The sequence below is a fragment of the Pseudomonas sp. SWRI99 genome, assembly GCF_014270125.1.
Classification (GTDB): domain Bacteria; phylum Pseudomonadota; class Gammaproteobacteria; order Pseudomonadales; family Pseudomonadaceae; genus Aquipseudomonas; species Aquipseudomonas hamedanensis.
On sequence record NZ_JABWQR010000033.1, the window covers coordinates 14,319 to 36,857 of the forward strand.

A 22,539-nucleotide genomic window follows, 5' to 3' on the forward strand; every position below is an offset into this window, starting at 1 on the left:
AGAGCAGGGGATTTGTAAGCAGTTAATTCGAGGGGAGGGGAGCCGTTCAGGGGTTGGCTTGGCGGCTTTGACCGGCAGGGCTGTCGAGGTAGCGAGTAATGACTTCCACACCGCGATTGAGATGCTGGACCAATAGCGTCACCGAGCCTTCTACGTCACCGTCGATGGTCGCTTGCAGCATCGCCCGGTGGTCGTCCTGGGAGATTTTGCCCAGGCCCATGGCTTCGAGGTTAAAGCGCAGGAAACGCTCCTCCTCGTTGAGGCCGTCTTCGACCAGGCGCAACAGGCGCCGGTTGGCCGCTTTGCTGTACAGGGTCATGTGGAACAAGCGATTGAGCCGACCGATTTCGCTGTAGTCGTGTTGATTTTCCAGCTCTTCGATCAGCGCGGCCGCGCGGTCATGGTCGGCGGGGGTCAGCAAAGGCACCGATTGGCGCAGTGCTTCGGATTCGAGCAGGATGCGCAATTGGTAGGTTTGCGTCGCGTCTTCTTGAATCAACGGTGCGACCACGGCACCTTTGTGTGTGGTTACGCTGAGCAGCGCCTGGGCTTCGAGCTGGCGCAAGGCTTCGCGCACCGGCATGCGGCTGACCCCGAACAGATCGGCCAGGTCCTGCTGGCGCAGGGCAGTGCCACAGGGCAAACGGCCATCGAGAATGGCCGTGCGCAGGGTTTCCTCGATGGTCGAACGGGCCAGGTGTGCGGGGATCGGCCCATCGACTTTAATGCTGTGCAGTGGTTTGGGCTTCTGAGTCACGACTACGCACCCTGTATGTCGACTGAATTTGGATCCAAATGACACTAGTGATTGCTTTACAGGTTGTCAAACCGTGTAGAAGAACGCGTCCATTGTTGAGTTTAGCGCGTTACCGATGATCTCACGGTGCCATTGTTTTTTCGCAGACTAAGCTTCACCATCAAACGCTTTCCTCCCTGCCCTCTGGAAACTTGCTGTGGCGGTACGTTTCGCGATCCCCCGGACGTTGCGCTGGCTTGGCTGCGCACTGCTGCTGGCCGGCGTCATGCTGGGCGGCCTGCATGCCGATTGGGATTTTTCCGCGATCAGCCGCAAGGCCACGGCCATCTATGGGCCGCTGGGCGCCGGGCAGCAGCGCATCGATGCCTGGCAGAACCTGTTGGCGACGCAGAAACAGGTCAGCGAGATGGACAAGCTCAACGTGGTGAACCGGTTTTTCAACCAACAGGTGCGCTACGTCGAAGACATCGATCTGTGGCGTGAGGTCGATTATTGGGAAACCCCGATCCAGGCGTTGTGGAAGGGGGCCGGCGACTGCGAGGATTATGCGATCGCCAAGTATTTCAGCCTGCGCCACCTCGGGGTCTCCAGTGACAAGCTGCGCATTACCTACGTCAAGGCCCTGCGCCAGAACCGCGCGCACATGGTACTCACTTACTATGCCACCCCCGACGCCATGCCGCTGGTGCTCGACAGCCTGATCGACCCGATCCAGCCGGCATCGCAGCGAACCGATTTGCTGCCGGTCTACTCTTTCAATGCCGAAGGTCTGTATCTGCCGGGGGCCAAGGGCAACAAAAAGGTCGGTGACACCAAACGCCTGTCGCGCTGGCAGGATGTGCTGAAAAAAATGCAGGCCGAAGGTTTTCCGGTCGAGACGACTAACTAGGAGCACGCGCTCAGATGTCTTTGTTCAAACAGCTGTTGATCGCTATCTGTCTGTTCCTGGTGGTTGCCTTCACCGGCAGCTTCATGGTCAGTCTGGAGAGCTCGCGCACCCAGTACGTCAACCAGTTGCGCTCCCATGCCCAGGACGCCGCGACGGCGCTGGCCTTGTCGCTGACGCCGAACATTGACGATCCGGCGATGGTCGAGTTGCTGGTCAGCTCGATTTTCGACAGTGGCTATTACGCGAGCATTCGCGTGGTCGATGTGAAAACCGAGAAAACCATCGTCGAGCGAACCGGCATCCCGGCGGTGAGCAACGTGCCGGACTGGTTCGTCGAACTGATCGGTCTGGAACCGGCCGGTGGCGATGCGCTGGTCAGCCGGGGCTGGGAGCAGGCGGCGCGGGTCGAGGTGGTCAGCCATCCGATGTTCGCCGTGGCCAAACTCTGGCAGAGCGCGCTGGGCAGTCTCGGCTGGCTGCTGCTCTGCGGTGCGGTGAGTGCGGTGCTGGGGGCGTTGCTGCTGCGCCGACAACTGAAGCCGCTCGATTACATGGTCAAGCAGTCCCACGCCATCGCCCGTCGCGAGTTTCTCAGCCTGCCGGACCTGCCGCGAACCCCGGAATTGCGGCGCGTGGTGCAAGCAATGAATCAGATGGTCGAGAAGCTCAAGGCACTGTTTCAGGAGCAGGCTGAGCGCAGCGAAAAACTGCGTGCCGAGTCCTATCAGGACAACCTCACCGGGCTGGCCAACCGGCGTTATTTCGAGATGCAACTGAACGACCGGGTGAGCAATCCGGAGCAGGCCAGTTCCGGTTATTTGCTGCTGTTGCGGGTGAAAGACCTGGCCGGGCTGAACCAGCGTCTCGGCGGCCAGCGCACCGATCAATTGCTGCAAGCGGTCGGCGAGCAATTGTCCCGCGAGTGCGCCAAGTACCCGGAAACCCAGAATCTCGTCACCCGTATCCGCGGCGGTGAGTTTGCCGTGCTGGCGCCGGGGCTGGTGCGCGAGGAAGCGCTGCAACTGGCGCAGAACCTCGACAGTGCCCTCAGCAGTCTGCATGCCACGGGCGCGACCGATGTGCCGGCGGTGGCGTCGATTGGTCTGGCGCCGTTCGCCCACGGCGATTCGCCGCAGCAGGTGCTGACCCTCGGTGATCAGGCGCTGGCGCAGGCCGAAGGACAGGGTGAGCAGAACTGGGCCTGTATCGAGCAGAGCCTGAGCGCAGACGTCGTCGACGATCATCACGCCTGGCATCGCTTGCTTGACCAGGCCTTGAGTCAGCAGCGTTTCGAGCTGTATTTCCAGCCCGTGGTGTCCGCCCAGGATCCGCAGTTGGTCCTGCATTACAAGGTGCTGTCGCGTTTGCTCGACGAGCAGGGCCAGACCATCCCCGCCGGGCGCTTCCTGCCCTGGCTGGAGCGCTTTGGCTGGACGGCACGACTGGACCGCCTGATGCTCGAACGCGTGCTCGAGCAGATGAAAACCCACGAAGATGCGCTGGCACTGAACCTGTCTTCCGCGACCCTGGCCGATCCCCAGGCGCTGAACAAAGTCTTCGACATCCTGCGCGCGCATTCCAATCTCGGCGCGCGCCTGACCCTGGAAATCGGTGAAGAGCAGTTACCGGAACAAGCGGTGCTGGAGCAATTGACCCGACGCCTGCGCGAGTTGGGTTTCTCGCTGAGCCTGCAACGCTTCGGCGGGCGGTTCAGCATGATCGGCAACCTGGCGCGGCTGGGGCTGGCGTACTTGAAAATCGATGGCAGCTACATTCGTGCGATCGATCAGGAAAGCGACAAGCGCCTATTCATCGAAGCGATTCAGCGAGCGGCGCACAGCATCGATCTGCCGTTGATTGCCGAGCGGGTCGAGACTGAAGGGGAATTGTCGGTGATTCGCGAAATGGGTCTGTACGGGGTTCAGGGGCAGTTGCTGGGTGAACCCAAACCTTGGCGGTGAGCGGTTGAACAGCGGCACTCACCCTGACCTGCCTGTGAAGCGAAGGCCAGGGGGAGCGGGTCCGTCAGACCGCGTCCCGCGGCAGCATCAACCCTAACGGCAAGCGCACCCGCGCTTCCAGCCCGCCACCGGAGCGATTGCGCAATTCGACGTTGCCGCCGTGCATCGACGCGATCCGCTTCACGATCGCCAGCCCCAGCCCGGTGCCCTTGCCGCCGCGGGCCCGATCGCCGCGAGTGAACGGGTTGAAAATCGCCTCAAGCTCGGCAGGATCGATGCCCGCCCCGCGGTCCATGACACTCAGCACGACATAGGGTGCGCTGGTGTCGCCGGACACATAAGCGGCGACTTCCACGCCACTGCCCGCATGGTTCAGGGCGTTGCCGATGAGGTTGTTGAGCAGGCGCTTCATCGATACCCGACGCAGCGGAAACGGCTGGATCGGCTCCAGGCGCAAACGGACCTTTTCTTCATTCTGGTTGTACGGTGCGGCCACTTCGCGCACCAGATCACTGAGGTCTACCTCTTCGACCGACTCGTCGCGACCGTCGCGGATGAACGCGAGGAACTGATCGAGAATGGCGTCCATGTCTTCGATATCACGGACCATGTCGTCGGTCAGGTCGTTGTGATCGCCCATCAACTCCAGCGATAACCGCAAGCGGGTCAGTGGTGTGCGCAAGTCATGGGAAACGCCCGCCAGCATCAGTTCACGCTCGCGTCCGGCTTGCTCGACGTCTTCGGCCATCTGGTTGAAGGCGCGGTAGACCTCGGTCATTTCGCTCGGCGTGTCGCTGATCGGCAGCCGCACGCTGCGGCCCTGTCCGAGTTGCCGCGCGGCATACACCAGGCGCTTCAGCGGCTGGTTGAGCTGGCTGACAAAAATCCACGCCGAGGCCGTCGACAACAAGCCGATGGCGAGGAACCAGCCGAGCACGTTCCAGATTTTCTGGCCACGCAATGGATGCGGATACAGCGGCACTTTCAGCCAGCCATCGCCCAGGCTCGGCGCGCGCACCCACAACGCCGGCGGCGAATGCATGCGCAAGCGCACTTCGGTGTCGGCACCCAGTTCCGCCTGCATCTGGCGTTGGTAGATTTCGCTGTACGGCCAGTGCTGTTCGCCTTCGGGCACACCAGCACCGACCACACGAATCAGCGTCGCGGCATCGGCAATTTTTGCGCGGTTTTCTTCATCGGCGGCCCAGTAGGCACGCAACGTCAGGGCGACGCCGTGGCTGTACTGACGGTCCACCAGCACGTCCTCGTTCATCAACAGATAAACCAGGGTCAGCGCCTTGGAAAACAGCACGACGATGAGCACCAGCCAAAGGGTGCGGGAGAAAAAACTTTGGGGGAACCAGACGGGGGTTTTCATCTTTAACCGCTACACACTTGCAGGAGCGAGCAATGCTCGCATATTGCGGATTGCGAGTCTGTGGCAATGGCCGTGCGACCAGAGCCTGGCAGACTCGCTCCTACAAATCACCGATCACTTGGTGGCGGTGCCATCCGGTACGAACACGTAACCCACGCCCCAGACGGTCTGGATATAGCGCGGTTTCGACGGGTCCGGCTCGATCATCCGGCGCAGACGCGAAATCTGTACGTCGATGGAACGCTCCAGGGCATCCCACTCGCGGCCACGGGCCAGGTTCATCAGTTTGTCGCGGGTCAACGGCTGACGGGCGTTCATCACCAGCGCCTTGAGCACTGCGAACTCACCGGTGGTGAGCATGTGCACTTCGTCGCCACGCTTCAATTCACGGGTCGCCAGGGACAAGACGTAATCACCGAAGGTGACGTTTTCGTCCTCGCTTCCCGGCGCGCCCGGTACCGGTGCGGCCTGACGGCGCAGAACGGCTTTGACGCGCGCCATCAGCTCGTCGGGGTTGAATGGCTTGGCCAGGTAATCGTCGGCGCCCAGTTCCAGGCCCTTGATGCGGCTCAGTTCGTCGCCCTTGGCGGTGAGCATGATGATCGGGATCTGGTTGTTCGCACCACGCAGACGGCGGCAGGCGGTCAGCCCGTCTTCGCCAGGCAGCATCAGGTCGAGGACGACCAGATTGAACACTTCACGCGACAGCAGACGATCCATCTGCTCGGTGTTCGGAACGGTACGGGCGCGGTAGCCCTTGCTGACGAAAAAACGTTCCAGCAGGCTGCTCAGCCCTGGATCGTCATCAACAATAAGAATTTTTTCGCCTTCAGCAGTTTGTGCAGTGCTGCTCATTAGATGCTCCTTTTAGCTCGGCGCGCATTATGGCGTAGCTGCCGTTATACGCACCGTGTGCATTGTTAGCAGATTTTTCCTTCACTGCCAGAAAACCGGGGTTTATGCCTACAAGCTGCAACGCCCCCGAATGACAGAACGCTGGTTATAATGCGCGGCGTTTTGTGCCAGGCAACGTCTGAATCGTTACCGTAAGTGGCCGGCATTTTTTCCGGCCCTGTGCAGTAACCGTTCGATTTCACGGGTCAATGGGCTGCCTCTTGATCCAGGCAGCGGCAATTTTCTAGCCGCTCAATCAGCCTCCAGGCCTTTATTTGCGTGCCTGAGAGCCTGCTTTCACACTATGTCAGGTGGTTTTATGGACAGCATCAACAGCCGCATCGCCGAGGAACTCGGCGTACGCCCGCAACAGGTCGAAGCGGCCGTCGCGCTACTCGATGAAGGTTCTACCGTTCCCTTCATCGCCCGCTACCGGAAAGAAGTCACCGGCAGCCTCGATGACACCCAGTTGCGTCATCTGGAAGAGCGTCTGCGCTACCTGCGAGAACTCGACGAACGGCGCATCAGCATCCTCGCCAGCATCCAGGAACAGGGCAAGCTTACCCCTGCCCTGGAGCGCGACATCAAGCTCGCCGACACCAAGACCCGCCTCGAAGACTTGTACCTGCCGTACAAGCAGAAGCGCCGCACCAAGGGTCAGATCGCCCTGGAAGCCGGCCTCGGCGAGCTGGCGGACGGCCTGTTCAACGACCCGAACCTCTCTCCGGAAACCGAAGCCGCACGCTTCGTCGACGCGGAAAAAGGCGTGGCTGATGTCAAGGCAGCGCTGGAAGGCGCCAAATACATCCTCATGGAGCGCTTCGCCGAAGACGCCAGCCTGCTGGAAAAACTGCGTAACTACCTCAAGCAGGAAGCGATCCTCAGCGCCCGCGTGATCGCCGGCAAGGAAGAGGAAGGCGCCAAGTTCCGCGACTATTTCGAACACGACGAGCCGCTGAAAAGCATGCCGTCGCACCGCGCGCTGGCAATTTTCCGCGGCCGCAACGAAGGCATTCTCAGCTCCGCGCTGAAAGTCGGCGACGAGCTCCCAGGCTCCATGCACCCATGCGAAGGCATGATCGCCCAGCAGTTCAACATCCAGAACCAGAACCGCCCGGCGGACAAGTGGCTGAGTGAAGTGGTGCGCTGGACCTGGAAGGTCAAGCTCTACACTCACCTGGAAACCGACCTGCTCGGCGAACTGCGCGACGGCGCCGAAACCGAAGCGATCAATGTGTTCGCCCACAACCTGCACGACCTGCTGCTGGCCGCCCCGGCCGGGCCGCGCGCGACCCTGGGGCTCGACCCGGGCTTGCGTACCGGCTGCAAGGTGGCGGTGGTCGACGCAACCGGCAAGCTGCTCGATCACGCCACGGTTTACCCGCACGTGCCGCACAACAAGTGGGATCAGACCATCGCGATTCTGGCCGCCCTGTGCGCCAAGCACTCGGTGGACCTGATCGCCATTGGCAACGGCACCGCCAGCCGCGAAACCGACAAACTGGCCATCGAGCTGATCAAAAAATACCCGGCGATGAAGATGACCAAGGTCATGGTTTCCGAGGCCGGTGCATCGGTGTACTCGGCATCGGAACTGGCAGCCAAGGAATTCCCGGACCTCGACGTGTCGATCCGTGGCGCGGTGTCGATCGCCCGGCGTCTGCAGGATCCGCTCGCCGAGCTGGTGAAAATCGATCCGAAATCCATCGGTGTCGGCCAATACCAGCACGACGTCTCGCAGCTGAAACTGGCGCGTGGCCTGGATGCCGTGGTCGAGGACTGTGTGAACGCCGTAGGTGTGGATGTGAACACCGCCTCCGTGGCATTGCTGGCGCGGATTTCCGGCCTCAACGCAACGCTGGCGCAAAACATCGTCGCGCACCGTGACGAACACGGCGCGTTCAAGACCCGTGCAGCGCTGAAGAAAGTCGCGCGTCTGGGCGAAAAAACCTTCGAACAGGCCGCCGGTTTCTTGCGCGTGATGAACGGCGACAACCCGCTGGATTCCTCGGCGGTGCACCCGGAAGCCTATCCGCTGGTGCAGCGTATCGCCGCTGAAACCGATCGCGATATCCGCTCGCTGATCGGCGATGCCGCGTTCCTCAAGCGTCTGGATCCGAAGAAATTCACCGACGAAACTTTCGGCCTGCCGACCGTTACCGACATCCTGCAAGAGCTGGAAAAACCTGGCCGCGATCCGCGTCCCGAGTTCAAGACTGCCGAGTTCCAGGAAGGCGTCGAAGACCTCAAGGATCTGCAACCGGGAATGATCCTCGAAGGCGTGGTAACCAACGTGACGGCCTTCGGTGCGTTCGTTGACATCGGCGTGCATCAGGACGGTCTGGTGCACATCTCCGCGCTGTCGGAGAAGTTCATCAAGGATCCGCGCGAAGCGGTGAAGGCCGGCGACGTGGTCAAGGTCAAGGTCATGGAAGTCGACATCCCGCGCAAACGCGTCGGCTTGTCGATGCGCATGAGCGACACCCCGGGCGAGAAGGTCGACGGCGCCCGTGGCTCGCGTCCCGGCTCGGCACCGCGCCAGTCTTCAGGCAACGCGCCGCGCAAGGAACCCGTCAGCGCCGCCCCGGTGAACAACGCGATGGCCTCGCTGTTCGCCAACGCCAAGCAGTTGAAGAAACGCTGATGGAATTGCCGGCCGGGCTCGTCGAGAGCGCGTTTTTCAAGCTGTTGGGCTGCCGCCTGCACAGCCTCGAAACCGGGGTGGCGCAAGTCGCCCTCGCCCTTGAGCCCGAACTGCGCAACCGCGGCGGCAAACTGCACGGCGGCGCGCTGTTCAGTCTGGTCGACATTGCCATGGGGCTGGCCTGTTCCAGCACCCACGGCTTCGATCAGCAGAGCGCGACCATCGAGTGCAAGATCAACTACATCCGCGCCGTCTCGGATGGCGAGGTGCTGTGCACGGCGCGGGTGATCCACCCGGGCCGTCGCACGCTGGTGGTCGAAGCCGACGTGATGCAGGGCGACAAACTGGTCGCAAAAGCGCAAGGCACGTTCGCTGTGCTGTAGATGTTGCTCATCATTTTGAGTTAATTTCGGCAGCAACGAGCCTTGTGGGAGCGACGGTGCGGCGATCCCACAAGGATTGTGCAGTTCCTGACTGACCGGCAAATGGCCTGCCGCTACAAACCAGGCGATAACGCCAGTTTCAACTTCACCCTTGTAGACCGTCCTGCCCACCCCCATATTGGGGCGACTGACGCGTGAAGGAATCCAAATTGAGCGAACTTCTCAACCGCCGCCTGGCTCTGCTCGGCGAGCGCGCTAACCTCTCCCTGCTCAAGCAGTGCCTGCACGGTATCGAACGTGAATGCCTGCGCGTGACCAGTGAAGGTCGCCTGGCGCAAACGCCGCACCCCGAAGCCCTGGGTTCCGCGCTGACCAACGAACAGATCACCACCGACTACTCCGAGTCGCTGCTGGAATTCATCACGCCGGCCTTGCCGAACCCTGCCGACACGCTGGCGAGCCTGGACAAGATTCACCGTTTTGCCTACAGCAAGCTCGGCAACGAGTACCTGTGGAGTCCATCGATGCCGTGCCCGTTGCCGGCCGAGGAAGACATCCCGATCGCCTATTACGGCACCTCCAACATCGGTCAGCTCAAGTACGTCTACCGCAAGGGCCTGGCCCTGCGGTATGGCAAGACCATGCAGTGCATCGCCGGGATTCACTACAATTTCTCGCTGCCGGAACAACTCTGGCCGCTGCTGCGCGAGGCCGAAGGTTTCGTCGGTACGGACCGCGATTTCCAGTCGGTGTCGTACATCGCCCTGATCCGCAACTTCCGTCGCTACAGCTGGCTGCTGATGTACCTGTTCGGGGCGTCGCCGGCGCTGGACGCCGGTTTCCTGCGCGGCCGTTCGCATCAGTTGGAACAGCTCGATCCGGACACGCTGTATCTGCCGTACGCGACCAGCCTGCGCATGAGCGATCTCGGTTATCAGAGCAACGCCCAGGCCGGCCTGACGCCATGCTACAACGACCTGGCGAGCTACACCGACAGCCTGCGCAAAGCCGTGGCCACGCCGTACGCGCCGTACGTCGAAGTCGGTACGCACAAGGATGGCGAGTGGGTCCAGCTCAACACCAACATCCTGCAGATCGAAAACGAGTACTACTCCAACATCCGCCCCAAACGTGTGACGTACACCGGCGAGCGGCCGATCCAGGCGCTGATGGCGCGCGGCATCCAGTACGTCGAAGTGCGTTGCCTGGACATCAACCCGTTCCTGCCGATGGGCATCGACCTCACCGAGTCGCGTTTCATCGACGCGTTCCTGCTGTATTGCGCACTGAACGACAGTCCGCTGCTGACCAACACCACCTGCGGCAATGCCACCTCGAACTTCCTCAGCGTGGTCAAGGAAGGTCGCCGTCCGGGCCTGCAATTGCAGCGTGACGGCCAGCCGGTCGAGATGAAACAGTGGGCCGCCGAATTGCTCGAGCAGATTGCTCCGCTGGCCGCGCTACTGGACCAAAGCGTTGGCGGTGATGCGCACAGCAAGGCACTGGATGCGCAGTTGGCGAAAGTCAGCGACCCGTCCCTGACGCCATCGGCGCAGGTGCTGGCGGCGATGGCCGAGCACAAGGAAAGCTTTGCGCAATTCTCCCTGCGTCAGAGCCAGGCGCATGCCGAATTTTTTCGCAGCGAGCCATTGGCTGCGGATGAACAGGCGAAGTTCGAAGAGCTGGCGCGCGCGTCGCTGGCGCAGCAGACCGAGCTTGAGCAGAACGAGGTTGGCGATTTTGATGTGTTTGTCGGGGCGTATCAGGCGAGCATCCTCGCCATCAGCAACTGAGCAAATTCCCCTGTGGCGAGGGAGCTTGCTCCCGCTCGGCTGCGCAGCAGTCGTCAACTCATTCAAACTGGTGCGCCAGACGCAACGTGATGAATGGAAGTGGGAGTCCTTCGGCCTCCAGCGGGAGCAAGCTCCCTCGCCACAGGTGCCAACCGCCAACTGCGCTTGGATTTTTCTCGCTCGTACATGATCGTTCCCACGCTCCGCGTGGTAACGCCTCAAGGGACGCTCTGCGTCCCATGTGACGCGGAGCGTCACCGGCTGCATTCCCACGCAGAGCGTGGGAACGATCGGTCGGCTGGCTTAGATTTTTCCGCTCATAAGCTCATTCTAAAAAGTTATTTATTTCTTGATTCTTAGATCATTTAGTCTCCATTCACGCCGACGCTCGGTCGCCTGATATGGAGCTCTCAATTGAAACTGAATGTCCCGCTTCGCCTGCTCGCCGTCGCTTCGCTGGCGGCCGCAAGTTTCCTTGCTCAGGCCGCCGACCTCACCGTCGCCTACCAAACCACCGTTGATCCGGCGAAAGTCGCTCAGGCCGATGGCGCCTACGAAAAAGCCACCCAGGCCGATATCAGCTGGCGCAAATTCGACAACGGCGCCGACGTCATCGCCGCCATCGCGTCCGGCGATGTGCAGATCGGCTACCTCGGTTCCAGCCCGTTGACCGCCGCGATCACCCGCAAAGTCCCGGTCGAAACGTTCCTCATTGCCACGCAGATCGGCGCCGCTGAAGCCCTGGTCGCGCGTGAGGGTTCCGGCATCAAAACGCCGCAAGATCTGATCGGCAAGAAAATCGCTGTGCCGTTCGTGTCCACTGGGCACTACAGCCTGCTGGCGGCGCTGAAGCACTGGAATATCGATCCGTCGAAGGTCACCGTACTCAACCTCGCTCCGCCGGCGATCATCGCGGCGTGGAAGCGCGGTGATATCGATGCCACTTACGTCTGGGACCCGGCCCTCGGCGTCGCCAAGGAAAACGGCAAAGTGCTGATCACCTCCGGCGAACTGGCCAAATTCGGCGCGCCGACCTTCGATGCGTGGATCGTGCGTAAAGACTTCGCCGCCAGGCACCCGGAAATTGTCACCGCCTTCGCCAAAGTCACCCTCGACGCCTACGCCGACTACCGCAAGGATCCGAAAGCCTGGCTCGCCAATCAGTCCAACGTCGACAAACTGGTGAAACTCTCCGGCGCCAAGGCCAGCGACATTCCGTTGCTGCTGCAAGGCAACGTCTACCCGCTGGCGGCGGATCAGGTCAGTGACCTCGGTGCGCCGACCACCAAAGCCATCACCGACACGGCCGTGTTCCTCAAGGAGCAGGGCAAAGTCGAGGCGGTGCTGCCGGACTACGCGCCGTACGTCAGCGCCAAATACATCACTAACTGATCGGGAGTCGACCGCGATGGCCTTGCTACAGCTGGAGCGCATCAGCGCACAGTACCCGGGCAGCCCGGAACCTGTGCTGGCGGATATTTCTCTGACCCTGGGACCCCGGCAGTTGCTGGTCGCCCTCGGCCCGTCCGGCAGTGGCAAGACTTCGCTGTTGAACCTGATCGCCGGTTTTGTCGATCCGAGCGCCGGACGCATCACCCTCGATGGCGTGCCGGTCAAAGGCCCGAGCGCCGAGCGCGGCGTGGTGTTCCAGGATGACGCCTTGCTGCCTTGGCAGAATGTGCTGGGCAACGTCGCGTTTGGCCTGGAACTGGCCGGCGTCGCCAAGCCCAAACGCGAACAGCGCGCCCGTGAAATGCTTGCGCTGGTCGATCTGGCCGGTTTCGAAGAGCGGCGCATCTGGCAGCTTTCCGGCGGCCAGAAACAGCGTGTCGGCCTTGCTCGTGCCCTCGCCGCCGACCCTCGGGTGCTGCTGATGGACGAACCGTTCGGCGCCCTCGACGCGTTCACCCGCGAGCAGATGCAGGAGCTGTTGCTGCAAGTCTGGCAGCGCACCGCCAAACCGGTTTTTCTGATTACCCACGACATTGAAGAGGCGGTATTCCTCGCTACGGATCTGATTTTGCTGGCGCCGAATCCGGGGCAGATCGTCGAGCGTCTGGCGCTGGACTTCGGTCAGCGTTATGCCGCTGGCGAGCCGGCCCGGGCAATCAAGTCCGATCCGCGTTTTATCGAAACCCGCGAGCACGTGCTGAGCAAAGTGTTTTCGCAACGCAGTGCCGTGCAACGGCAGGAGCGCGCATGAGCAGTTACGACGTAAGCGCTGCGACGGTAAAGACGCCTTCGGTGATCCTGCCGGTACGCCGCAGCCTGAGTACACGCTGGATCAGCCTGCTGACCCTCTTCGCCCTGTTGGCGGTCTGGTGGGCGGTGACTGCTACCGGTCTGATCGAACCGCTGTTCCTGCCGCCACCCTCCGCCGTGCTGCAAAAAGGCTGGCTGCTGGCGGCTTCGGGCTACATGGATTCGACCTTGTGGCAGCACTTGGGCGCGAGCCTGAGTCGCATCGGTCTGGGCCTGGTCTTTGCGATTCTCACGGCAGTGCCGGTGGGCATCGCCATTGGTGCCAATCGCATCGCCCGGGGTGTGCTCGATCCGCTGATCGAGTTCTACCGACCGATTCCACCGCTGGCCTATCTGCCGCTGATCGTGATCTGGTACGGCATCGGCGAGCTGTCGAAAGTGCTGCTGATCTATCTTGCGATTTTCGCGCCGATTGCCATCGCCACCGCGACCGGCGTGCGCACCGTAGACCCGGCGAAATTGCGCGCGGCGCAGTCGTTGGGCGCCACTCGCGCGCAACTGATTCGCCATGTGATTTTGCCCAGTGCATTGCCGGACATCCTCACCGGCGTGCGCATCGGCCTGGGGGTGGGCTGGTCAACCCTGGTTGCCGCCGAACTGATCGCCGCCACCAGCGGTTTGGGTTTCATGGTGCAGTCGGCCGCGCAGTTTCTGGTTACCGACGTGGTGGTGCTGGGGATTCTGGTCATTGCCCTGATTGCCTTCGCCATGGAAATGGGCCTGCGCGCGCTGCAACGCAAACTGGTGCCGTGGCACGGCCAGGCGCACTGACAGCTTTCATGTGAACACCCACTGTGGGGGCGAGCCTGCTCGCGAAAGCGCTGGATCAGTCACTGCAGTCGCGCCTGACAGTCCGCATTCGCGAGCAGGCTCACTCCTACAAAAGCTTGATTCCCCCGAATTTGAAGAGAACCACCATGAGCACTCTCAACATCACCCCATTAAGCTCGGCCCTCGGCGCGCAAATCGACGGCGTCGACATCAGCCAGCCGTTGAACCCGCCAACCCGCGACGCCATCGAGCAGGCGCTGCTCAAGTATCAAGTGCTGTTCTTTCGCAATCAGCCGATCGAGCCGGCGCAGCAGGCACGTTTCGCGCATTATTTCGGCGACCTGCACATCCACCCGATCTACCCGAACGTGCCGGAACAACCGGAAGTTCTGATCCTCGACACCGCTGTCACCGACGTGCGTGACAACGCCATCTGGCACACCGACGTAACCTTTTTGCCAACGCCGGCGATGGGCGCGGTGCTCAGCGCCAAGTTGTTGCCGGCGTACGGCGGCGATACCTTGTGGGCCAGCGGCATTGCCGCGTATGAGGCGTTGTCGGCGCCGCTGAAAAGCTTGCTTGAAGGCCTGACCGCGACCCACGATTTCACCCGCTCGTTTCCGCTCGAGCGCTACGGCAACACGCCCGACGCGCTGGCGCAGTGGGAGGAGGCGCGGCGCAAGAATCCACCGCTGTCACACCCGGTGATTCGCACCCATCCGGTCAGCGGGCGACGTTCGCTGTTCGTCAACGAGGGCTTCACCTCGAAGATCAATGAGCTGTCGGAGACCGAGAGCGAGGCGATCCTGAAGTTTCTCTTCGCCCATGCCACCCGACCGGAATTCACCGTGCGCTGGCGTTGGCAGCAGGACGATATTGCGTTTTGGGACAACCGCGTGACGCAACATTACGCCGTGGATGACTACCGACCGGCGCGGCGAGTAATGCAACGGGCCACGGTGCTGGGCGACGTGCCGTTTTTCCGCTGAGCGCATCGCGAATGGCCCTTGCTACAAGGAAGCATCCCAGATGTCGCGCCAGATTTGATATTCCAGCCAGATATTAATAAATAGCTTCTTATTCCTTAACGAATATAAATCCTCTCCCTATACTCGGTCACGAACAGACACGACGCAGGAGAGCTCCCCATGCGCAACGAATCAATCCGCTACCTGATTGTGCCGGGCTGGCAAGGATCGCCAGATGACCATTGGCAAACCCACTGGCAAAACAGCCTGCCCAACAGCGCCCGGGTCGAGCAAGCCGACTGGCTGACGCCGCGCCGCGAAGATTGGGTCGCGGCATTGGCCGAAGCGATCGCCGCCGATAGCACGCCGGTAATTCTCATTGCGCACAGCCTCGGCTGCATCACCGTTGCCCATTGGGCGGCCACCGCGCCGCTGCACTCCCTGCGTCAGGTACGCGGTGCCTTGCTGGTCGCCCCGGCGGATGTCGAACGCCCGGCCTGTGCTCCGGCGCTGCGCAACTTTGCGCCGATTCCCACCGATTTACTGCCCTTTCCCAGTCAAGTCGTCGGCTCCGACAACGACGCCGCCGTGAGTGCGCCACGTGCGTTGGAGCTGGCGCGCAACTGGGGCGCCGAGGCGGGGATTCTCGCCGGTGCCGGGCACATCAATGTCAAATCCGGGCACCAGCGTTGGGAGCAGGGGTTTGCTTACCTCTACCGCCTGCAAAACCGCATGGAGCATCACGCCCGCCGGCGCGCCTGATTTCTTTTTTTTCAACGCCGCCGCCTCCAGGCGGTTTGGGCGGGAGTCTGCCATGAGTTTCGAAACGTTCGGCCAGCCGTTGCTGACCTTTCCCGATGCGGAAAAAAGCCCCCTGAGCATTCGCGCCAAGGCGCTGGTGTTTGTCGATCCGCGCTCGCGTCAGTTGCGCGAAGAACTCGAACAATTGGCCCCGCGCTCGCTTTCCGTATTGATTCGCGGCGAGACCGGCACCGGTAAAGAACTGCTCGCCCGGCATATCCATCGCGCCAGTGATCGCAGCGGTCTGTTCGTCTCGGTCAACTGCGGGGCCATCAGCCCGACCTACGCCGATGCCGAATTGTTCGGCTATGCCGCCGGCAGCTACAGCGGTTCGGCCAGCAGTCGCGCTGGCTGGTTCGGTTCGGCCAATGGCGGCACTTTGTACCTGGATGAAATCGGCGACTTGCCGCTGCCGATCCAGATCAAATTGCTTGCGGCGCTGGAAAATCACGAAGTAACCCGCGTCGGCGCGCCTCAGCCGAGCCCGGTGGATGTCCGTTTGGTCGCTGCGACCAGCATCGATCTGGCCCAGGCCGTGGACGCCGGAAAATTCCACGAGCGGCTCTATCACTACCTCAGCGAGGGCCATCTGGAATTGCCGGCGTTGCGTGCGCGAACCGGCGATATCTTGCCTCTGGCCGAGTATTTCCTCGGCATCTACAGCCAGCGCCTCGCCTTGCCTGTGCCGTTGATCAGCGAAGCGGCGCAGCACGTGCTTGAGCAACATGCCTGGCCGGGCAACACCCGCGAGCTGGAAAACGTCATTCACTTCGCCCTGTTGGTCAGTACTGGCGATGAGATCCTGCCGGAGCATCTCAATCTGCCCGAAGCGTCTGCGCCGCCGCTTCACATCGAACGTCTGGTGAAGCAAATCAACATCGGCGGCAGCGCTGCTGAGCGTAAGGCATTGAAAGAGCTCCTGATTCGCTTGAGCGAGGGGCTGTGACCATTTTGTTCAACATGAACAAAATGGAATATGAAGCTGAATAAACGTTATTGTCCGGGAATAAATAATCCCGGTATTGTCGCCTCACGTCAGCGATATCACTTCACTGGCACACGTATTAATGCCGTCGTCGATGACGACCGTGATTTTCGATAAGGACACTGCATGAAAAAGGTTCTGTTGTTTACCGCATTGGCGGCTGCTCTGACGGCTTCTTTCGCCAACGCCGGCGAGAAACTGGTGGTTGCCGCAACGCCGGTGCCGCACGCTGAAATTCTCGAGCTGATCAAGCCGACCCTGGCCAAAGAAGGCGTGGATCTGCAAATCAAAGTCTTCACCGACTACGTGCAGCCCAACGTACAGGTTGGCGAGAAGCGTCTGGACGCCAACTACTTTCAGACCCTGCCGTACCTGAACAGCTTTAACCAGGGTAAATACAAGGACGACAAGTCGAAGTACCTGGTAACCGTGCAAGGTGTTCACGTTGAACCGTTCGGCGGTTATTCGAGCAAGTACAAGACCTTGGCTGAACTGCCGGACGGCGCGACCATCGCCATCCCCAACGAAGGCAGCAACAGCGGTCGTGCGCTGATCCTGCTGCAGAAGGCCGGCCTGATCGAACTCAAAGACCCGAAAAACGCCGTGGCGACGCCGAAAGACATCGCCAAGAACCCGCATAACTTCAAGTTCAAGGAACTGGAATCGGCGCTGCTGCCACGGGTGCTGAACGAAGTTGATCTGGACATGATCAATACCAACTACGCGCTGGAAGCCAAGCTCAATCCGCAGAAAGACGCGCTGTTGATCGAAGGCGCCGATTCGCCGTACGTGAACTTCCTGGTAGCCCGTGAGGACAACAAGAACAGCGACGCGATCCAGAAACTGGCCAAGGCCCTGACCAGCCCGGAAGTCAAAGCGTTCATCGAGAAGAAGTACAGCGGCGCGGTACTTCCGGCGTTCTGATTCAACGTTTGGGAATCCGCTGCACATGTAAAAACGCCGATGGCCAGCGATGGACATCGGCGTTTTCGTCTGTGTATCGGGAGGCTGGTATATGACTATGTGGCGAGGGAGCTTGCTCCCGCTCGGCTGCGCAGCAGTCGTAATCAAGCTAACTCAATCTACGCAACAGACTGCAACAAGGAGTCCTTCGGCCTCCAGCGGGAGCAAGCTCCCTCGCCACACTGTTCGGCGCTCGAAGTAAAAAATCGCAGCTTCCGGATTGATGTGTAATACCGGCTGAGCGCTGCGATTTTGATCTGGCCGTTACTTCAGACCCTGCGCTTTCACTGCCCGGCGCAACGCCATCAGCCACTTCACAATATCCTGCGGGTCCAGTCGCTGGGGTGCTTTTACGTCAGCCATATTTATCTTCCTTGTGATAGTTCGGCCGGGAGTCTGGCCAAAAGCTGTTCGTCCTTGGAGGGCTTTCCTGAAAAAAAGATCCTTCCTACAGCGAAAAGGAAAATAGCCTTCTTATTCCTTCCCGGCAAACCCACAGGATAGTTTTTTGGGTGATATCAATATGCTTTAACAGTATTTAAATTCCGGTTTTTATACCTATAAAGTCAGTGCCTGCCGGACAGCCACCCGCTGTCCATGGATTGCATCACCGCCGCTTACCGAGGGGCGTCAGGACGCTTCATGACTTTCGATTACGCGTTTATTCTCAGCACTCTGCCGGCCTTTCTCAAAGCCGTGGGCGTGACGCTGCAGGTCGGATTCATCGCGATCGGCACTTCGCTGCTGGTGGCGCTGCTCAATGCGACGATTCTGGTGTTGCGCACGCCTTATCTGCACAGGGTGGTCGGTGTGTACGTCGAGCTGGCGCGCAATACGCCATTGCTGATCCAGCTGTTTTTCGTTTACTTCGCGCTGCCGGCTCTGGGCATCAAGGTCTCCGGGTTTACGGCTGCGATCATCACCATGACTTTTCTCGGCGGTGCTTATCTCACCGAAGTGCTGCGTGCCGGCGTCGATGCGGTGCCCGAGGCACAACTGGAATCCGGCCGCTCGATCGGCTTGTCCCACGGTCAATTGCTGCGCTACGTGATCTTGCCGCAAGCGGGGATCCTCAGCCTGCCGTCGCTGTTCGCCAACTTCATATTCCTGCTCAAGGAAACCACCGTGGTCTCGGCGGTGGCGGTGCCGGAAATTCTCTACACCACCAAGAGCTACATCGCGCTCTATTACAAAACCTACGAAATGCTCGCCGTGTTGACGCTGATTTGCGTGTTGTTATTCCTGCCGCTGTCGCTGCTGCTCAGCCGCCTGGAAAGGAGGCTCCAGCATGGCCAGTTCGGGTCTTGAGTTGCTTTGGGTGTCGTTGCCGCAATTGGCCAAGGGCGCCGGGCAAACCTTGTCGATCTCGTTTCTGAGCATTGCCATCAGTACCGTCGGCGGCGTGCTCTATGGCGTGTTGCGCACACTCAATGTGTCTTGGCTCAACGCAATTCTGCGGGTCTACCTGGAGCTGTTCCGGGCGATCCCGGTGCTGGTCTGGTTGTACCTGCTGTTTTTCGGCCTGCCGATTTTCCTTGGCCTGAGCCTGCCGAGCTTCTGGTGTGCGGTGCTGGTCCTGTCGCTGTGGGGCGCCAGCGAGGTCGGCGAAGTGGCGCGCGGTGCGCTGCATTCCCTGCCGCGCGGGCAGCGTGAAGCCGGGCTGTCGATTGGCCTGAACGCGGCGCAGCTTTACGGCTACGTGCTGCTGCCGCAGGCGCTCAAACGCATGACGCCACCCACCATCAACGTCTACACGCGGATCATCAAGACCAGTTCGCTGGCGGTGCTGATCGGTGTGGTCGACGTGATCAAGGTCGGTCAGCAGATCATCGAGCGCACCTACGAATCGGTACTGATCTACGGCGCGCTGTTCCTGTTTTTCTTCTTCATCTGCTACCCGCTCTCGGCCGCCTCGCGCGTGCTGGAGCGGCGCTGGACGCAAGCATGAGCGCATTGATCGAGTTTCGCGGTTTCAACAAATTCTACGGCGAGCAACAGGTGCTCAACGGCATTGATCTGCGCGTGCAGAGTGGCGAGGTCATCGTCATTCTCGGCCCCAGCGGCTGCGGCAAAAGTACCTTGCTGCGCTGCCTCAACGGCCTGGAAACGGCGCACAGCGGCAGCATGACATTCGCCGGGCGCGAACTGCTCGATAAGGCCACCGACTGGCGCGACATCCGGCAGCAGATCGGCATGGTGTTTCAGAGTTACCACCTGTTTCCGCACATGAGCGTGCTCGACAATCTGTTGCTCGGTCCGCTCAAGGTGCAAAAGCGTCAGCGTCGCGAAGCGCAACAGCAGGCCGAAGCCTTGCTGGAGCGCGTCGGCCTGCTGGACAAGCGCGACGCGTTCCCGCGCCAGCTCTCCGGCGGTCAGCAGCAACGCATCGCCATCGTCCGTTCGCTGTGCATGAATCCGCGGGTGATGCTGTTCGACGAAGTCACTGCCGCCCTCGATCCGGAAATGGTCAAGGAAGTGCTGCAGGTCATTCAGGGCCTGGCCCGCGAGGGCATGACCCTGTTGATCGTCACCCATGAAATGGCCTTCGCCCGCGCGGTGGCCGACCGCATCGTGTTCATGGATGCCGGGCGCATCCTTGAACAGAACCCCCCCGAGATTTTCTTTACGAACCCGCAAACCGCACGCGCGCAGCAGTTCCTGGAGAAATTCTCCTTCGTTGCCACACTGCCCAAAACGAATCCGACAAAGGAACTGGAACCGCTATGAAAACTGCCGCTTTTTTAATGCCTCTGCTCAGCCTCGCCTTGCTCGCCGGTTGCGGTAAGACCGAAGCACCGCCCAAACCCAAAGTTGCCAGCGAAAGTGCGGCCCCGGCGAGTTATCTGGACAAGATCAAAGCCCGCGACAAACTGATCGTCGGCGTGTTCACCGACAAGCCACCGTTCGGTTTCGTCGATGAGGCCGGACGCTACGTCGGCTTCGATACCGACATCGGTCGGCGCTTCGCCAAGGACCTGCTCGGCGATGAGAACAAGGTCGAATTCGTTGCCGTGGAACCGGCGAGCCGCATCCCGTTTCTGCAAAGCGACAAGGTCGACCTGATCCTGGCCAACATGACCGTGACCCCGGAGCGCCGGGAAGCGGTGGAATTTACCAACCCGAACCTCAAGGTCGCGGTGCAGGCACTGGTACCGCAGGGCAGCTCGGTGAAAAAACTCGATGACCTGGCGACTCGCACCACCATTGTCACGACCGGCACCACGGCGGATATCTGGCTGACCAAAAACCACCCGGACTGGAAGCTGCTCAAGTTCGAGAAAAATTCCGAGTCGCTGCAAGCCTTGGCCAACGGTCGCGGCGATGCCTATGCGCAGGACAATCTGGTGCTGTTCAGTTGGGCCAAGCAGAACCCCGGCTATCGCGTGCTGGAGGAAAAACTCGGGGCAGAAGCGCCGATTGCGCCGGCGGTGAAGAAGGGCAATGTCGAGTTGCGCGATTGGGTCAACGCTGAGCTGGCGAAGCTTGGGGAAGAGAAGTATCTGCTCAAGCTGTATGACCAATATGTGCGCAAGGAGCTGAGTGATGACACCCGGCCTGAGAGTGTGATTGTCGAAGGCGGCAAGTGGCAGGGTTGAGCCGTTGATTCAGTAGTGACGCTGAAATTGCCTTCGCGAGCAGGCTCGCTCCCACAGTGGTACGCGGCCTCCTGTGGGAGCGAGCCTGCTCGCGAATTTTTCAGCCACCGCTTAGTCAGGCCAATGCCACGCCGGTTCATCCAGCACCCGCTGGCCGACAATCCCGGTCTGCCCCAGCGTCTTCTCCAGCACGATGCAGTTGCAATCTGGATCTTCCTGCAACGCCGAGATCAATCGCCGCGCATGGGACACCACCCACACCTGGCACTGCTGCGAAGCGCGGATGATCAGGCGTGCCAGCGCCGGCAGCAGATCCGGATGCAGGCTGGTTTCCGGTTCATTCAGCACCATCAGTGTCGGTGGTCTCGGTGTCAGCAATGCCGCGACCAGCAACAGGTAACGCAACGTGCCGTCTGACAATTCCGCCGCCGATAACGGCCGCAGCAAGCCTTCCTGATAAAACTCGATGGCAAAACGGCCACCGGCCAACGGCGCGATGTGCAAGCGCGCGCCGGGGAAGGCATCGCTGATTGCCGCCTGTAGCGCTTCCGGATCGCCGATTTCGATAATCGTCTGCAACGCCGCTGCCAGGTCCCTGCCGTCGTGATGCAGCACCGGCGTGCGGGTGCCCAGTTGTGGCTGACGCACCGGCGCGTCGGCGTCGCTGCGAAAGTGATCGTAAAAGCGCCAGCGGCGGATAAACTCGCGCATCTGAAGGACCTCCGGCGAACCGCGCAGGCTGCCGACCTGATCGAACAGGCTGTCGAAGTCCGGCGTGTGTTGCGCCAGTACCTCCCACGTGCGCTCGGCGCGGGCGCGGGCGCGGACCATCGGGCCGTTGCGGTCCACCAGCAGGCTCGCGGGGCGAAACACGGGGCCTGCCCAGATGCATTCGCGCTTGATTTGCGGATCGAGTGAAAAACAGGACTGGCTCGGTTCCGGCAGACCCAGACTGATCGAATAACTGAAGTCTTCCCCGGCAAACCCGAGGCGCAGACGTTTCACGCTCTGGCGAACCGTGGACTGGATGGCCACCTCGCCGCTGCGCATGCGCCGGCTGAGGGTTTCCGGCCCGGCCCAGAACGTCGAATCCAGCCCGCCTTCGCGAGCCAGCGCATTGACCACGCCACCCTGCGCGGTTTCCGCCAGCAGGCGCAAGGCCCGGTAGAGGTTGGACTTGCCACTGCCGTTGGGCCCGGTGATCAGGTTCAGCCGGCCCAGTGGAATCACCAATTTATTGATCGAGCGGTAATTGGCCACCGCCAGGGTGTTGAGCATGAAATCCTTCTCCGCATACGCTGAATCCGTCACACGATACCCGTGTAGGAGCTGGCGAAGGCTGCGATTTTTTGGTGTTGTTTTCAATCAGATCAAAAGATCGCAGCCTGCGGCAGCTCCTGCAGATATAAATCTGGTATTAGGACGGGCAAGCGTGGAACCCTGTTCTAAGCTCTGAAGTCGTATCGTCTCGACAGCAGCATTACAGGCCAAGGA

20 protein-coding genes are annotated in these 22,539 nt (G+C 60.9%); 16 read left to right on the forward strand and 4 right to left on the reverse strand.

Translation table 11 applies throughout. The features are described from left to right. Window positions 1-46: 46 nt before the first annotated feature. Window positions 47-757, reverse strand: a complete 711-nt coding sequence (locus HU743_RS22970; RefSeq protein WP_186651394.1) for an FCD domain-containing protein — start codon at window positions 755-757, stop codon at window positions 47-49. A gap of 196 nt (window positions 758-953) precedes the next feature. Here HU743_RS22970 and lapG point away from each other — a divergent pair, with 196 nt between their 5' ends. Together lapG and lapD are read left to right on the forward strand one after the other, a co-directional pair. Then, window positions 954-1,646 carry a cysteine protease LapG gene (gene lapG / locus HU743_RS22975; protein WP_186621969.1) on the forward strand — a complete coding sequence of 231 codons (693 nt, stop codon included), beginning with the start codon at window positions 954-956 and terminating at the stop codon, window positions 1,644-1,646. Window positions 1,647-1,660: 14 nt separating this feature from the next. Then, on the forward strand, window positions 1,661-3,607 hold the full coding sequence (lapD, locus tag HU743_RS22980; protein WP_186651396.1) for a cyclic di-GMP receptor LapD: 1,947 nt from the start codon (window positions 1,661-1,663) through the stop codon (window positions 3,605-3,607). 64 nt (window positions 3,608-3,671) lie between these two features. On the opposite strand, the gene HU743_RS22985 is transcribed toward lapD, so the two are convergent. Both HU743_RS22985 and ompR read right to left on the reverse strand, forming a co-directional pair. After that, on the reverse strand, window positions 3,672-4,985 hold the full coding sequence (locus HU743_RS22985; protein WP_186551545.1) for an ATP-binding protein: 1,314 nt from the start codon (window positions 4,983-4,985) through the stop codon (window positions 3,672-3,674). A 114-nt stretch (window positions 4,986-5,099) separates the two neighbouring features. Beyond that, a complete protein-coding gene (gene ompR, locus HU743_RS22990) occupies window positions 5,100-5,840 on the reverse strand; it encodes a two-component system response regulator OmpR (protein ID WP_186551544.1) in 741 nt (246 codons plus the stop codon). 358 nt (window positions 5,841-6,198) lie between these two features. Here ompR and HU743_RS22995 point away from each other — a divergent pair, with 358 nt between their 5' ends. The 14 genes from HU743_RS22995 to HU743_RS23060 all read left to right on the forward strand — a co-directional run bounded on the left by HU743_RS22995 (window position 6,199) and on the right by HU743_RS23060 (window position 21,045). Further along, the gene (locus HU743_RS22995; protein WP_186651397.1) at window positions 6,199-8,523 is read left to right on the forward strand and encodes a Tex family protein; all 2,325 of its coding nucleotides are present in this window, start codon (window positions 6,199-6,201) and stop codon (window positions 8,521-8,523) included. Continuing rightward, on the forward strand, window positions 8,523-8,906 hold the full coding sequence (locus tag HU743_RS23000; RefSeq protein ID WP_186551542.1) for a PaaI family thioesterase: 384 nt from the start codon (window positions 8,523-8,525) through the stop codon (window positions 8,904-8,906). The genes HU743_RS22995 and HU743_RS23000 overlap by 1 nt, the downstream gene beginning before the upstream one ends. Window positions 8,907-9,115: 209 nt before the next feature. After that, on the forward strand, window positions 9,116-10,699 hold the full coding sequence (gene gshA / locus HU743_RS23005) for a glutamate--cysteine ligase (protein WP_186551541.1): 1,584 nt from the start codon (window positions 9,116-9,118) through the stop codon (window positions 10,697-10,699). A gap of 414 nt (window positions 10,700-11,113) precedes the next feature. Then, window positions 11,114-12,091 (forward strand): taurine ABC transporter substrate-binding protein, encoded by a 978-nt coding sequence (gene tauA / locus HU743_RS23010; protein WP_186651399.1) that lies wholly within the window; start codon window positions 11,114-11,116, stop codon window positions 12,089-12,091. 16 nt (window positions 12,092-12,107) lie between these two features. Beyond that, window positions 12,108-12,902, forward strand: coding sequence for a taurine ABC transporter ATP-binding subunit (gene tauB, locus HU743_RS23015; RefSeq protein ID WP_186621978.1), 795 nt, complete (start codon window positions 12,108-12,110; stop codon window positions 12,900-12,902). Continuing rightward, entirely contained in the window at window positions 12,899-13,732 is an 834-nt protein-coding gene (gene tauC, locus HU743_RS23020; protein ID WP_186651401.1) for a taurine ABC transporter permease TauC, read from the forward strand. Before tauB ends, tauC begins: the two co-directional genes overlap by 4 nt. Window positions 13,733-13,878: 146 nt before the next feature. After that, complete coding sequence (gene tauD, locus HU743_RS23025; RefSeq protein WP_186551537.1) at window positions 13,879-14,721, forward strand: taurine dioxygenase; 843 nt, start codon at window positions 13,879-13,881, stop codon at window positions 14,719-14,721. A 159-nt stretch (window positions 14,722-14,880) separates the two neighbouring features. Next, on the forward strand, window positions 14,881-15,462 hold the full coding sequence (locus tag HU743_RS23030; protein ID WP_186651403.1) for an alpha/beta hydrolase: 582 nt from the start codon (window positions 14,881-14,883) through the stop codon (window positions 15,460-15,462). 52 nt (window positions 15,463-15,514) lie between these two features. Then, window positions 15,515-16,447: a sigma 54-interacting transcriptional regulator gene (locus HU743_RS23035; protein ID WP_186551535.1), complete on the forward strand. Its 933-nt coding sequence runs from the start codon at window positions 15,515-15,517 to the stop codon at window positions 16,445-16,447. 165 nt (window positions 16,448-16,612) lie between these two features. After that, window positions 16,613-17,410 (forward strand): MetQ/NlpA family ABC transporter substrate-binding protein, encoded by a 798-nt coding sequence (locus HU743_RS23040; RefSeq protein WP_186551534.1) that lies wholly within the window; start codon window positions 16,613-16,615, stop codon window positions 17,408-17,410. Between the two features lie 681 nt (window positions 17,411-18,091). After that, on the forward strand, window positions 18,092-18,757 hold the full coding sequence (locus HU743_RS23045; protein WP_186651405.1) for an amino acid ABC transporter permease: 666 nt from the start codon (window positions 18,092-18,094) through the stop codon (window positions 18,755-18,757). After that, the gene (locus HU743_RS23050) at window positions 18,738-19,397 is read left to right on the forward strand and encodes an amino acid ABC transporter permease (protein WP_186551532.1); all 660 of its coding nucleotides are present in this window, start codon (window positions 18,738-18,740) and stop codon (window positions 19,395-19,397) included. The genes HU743_RS23045 and HU743_RS23050 overlap by 20 nt, the downstream gene beginning before the upstream one ends. Next, on the forward strand, window positions 19,394-20,176 hold the full coding sequence (locus tag HU743_RS23055) for an amino acid ABC transporter ATP-binding protein (RefSeq protein WP_186651407.1): 783 nt from the start codon (window positions 19,394-19,396) through the stop codon (window positions 20,174-20,176). The genes HU743_RS23050 and HU743_RS23055 overlap by 4 nt, the downstream gene beginning before the upstream one ends. Continuing rightward, window positions 20,173-21,045: a transporter substrate-binding domain-containing protein gene (locus HU743_RS23060; RefSeq protein ID WP_186651409.1), complete on the forward strand. Its 873-nt coding sequence runs from the start codon at window positions 20,173-20,175 to the stop codon at window positions 21,043-21,045. Before HU743_RS23055 ends, HU743_RS23060 begins: the two co-directional genes overlap by 4 nt. Window positions 21,046-21,156: 111 nt before the next feature. On the opposite strand, the gene HU743_RS23065 is transcribed toward HU743_RS23060, so the two are convergent. Further along, entirely contained in the window at window positions 21,157-22,323 is a 1,167-nt protein-coding gene (locus HU743_RS23065) for an AAA family ATPase (RefSeq protein WP_186651411.1), read from the reverse strand. Window positions 22,324-22,539 lie beyond the last annotated feature (216 nt).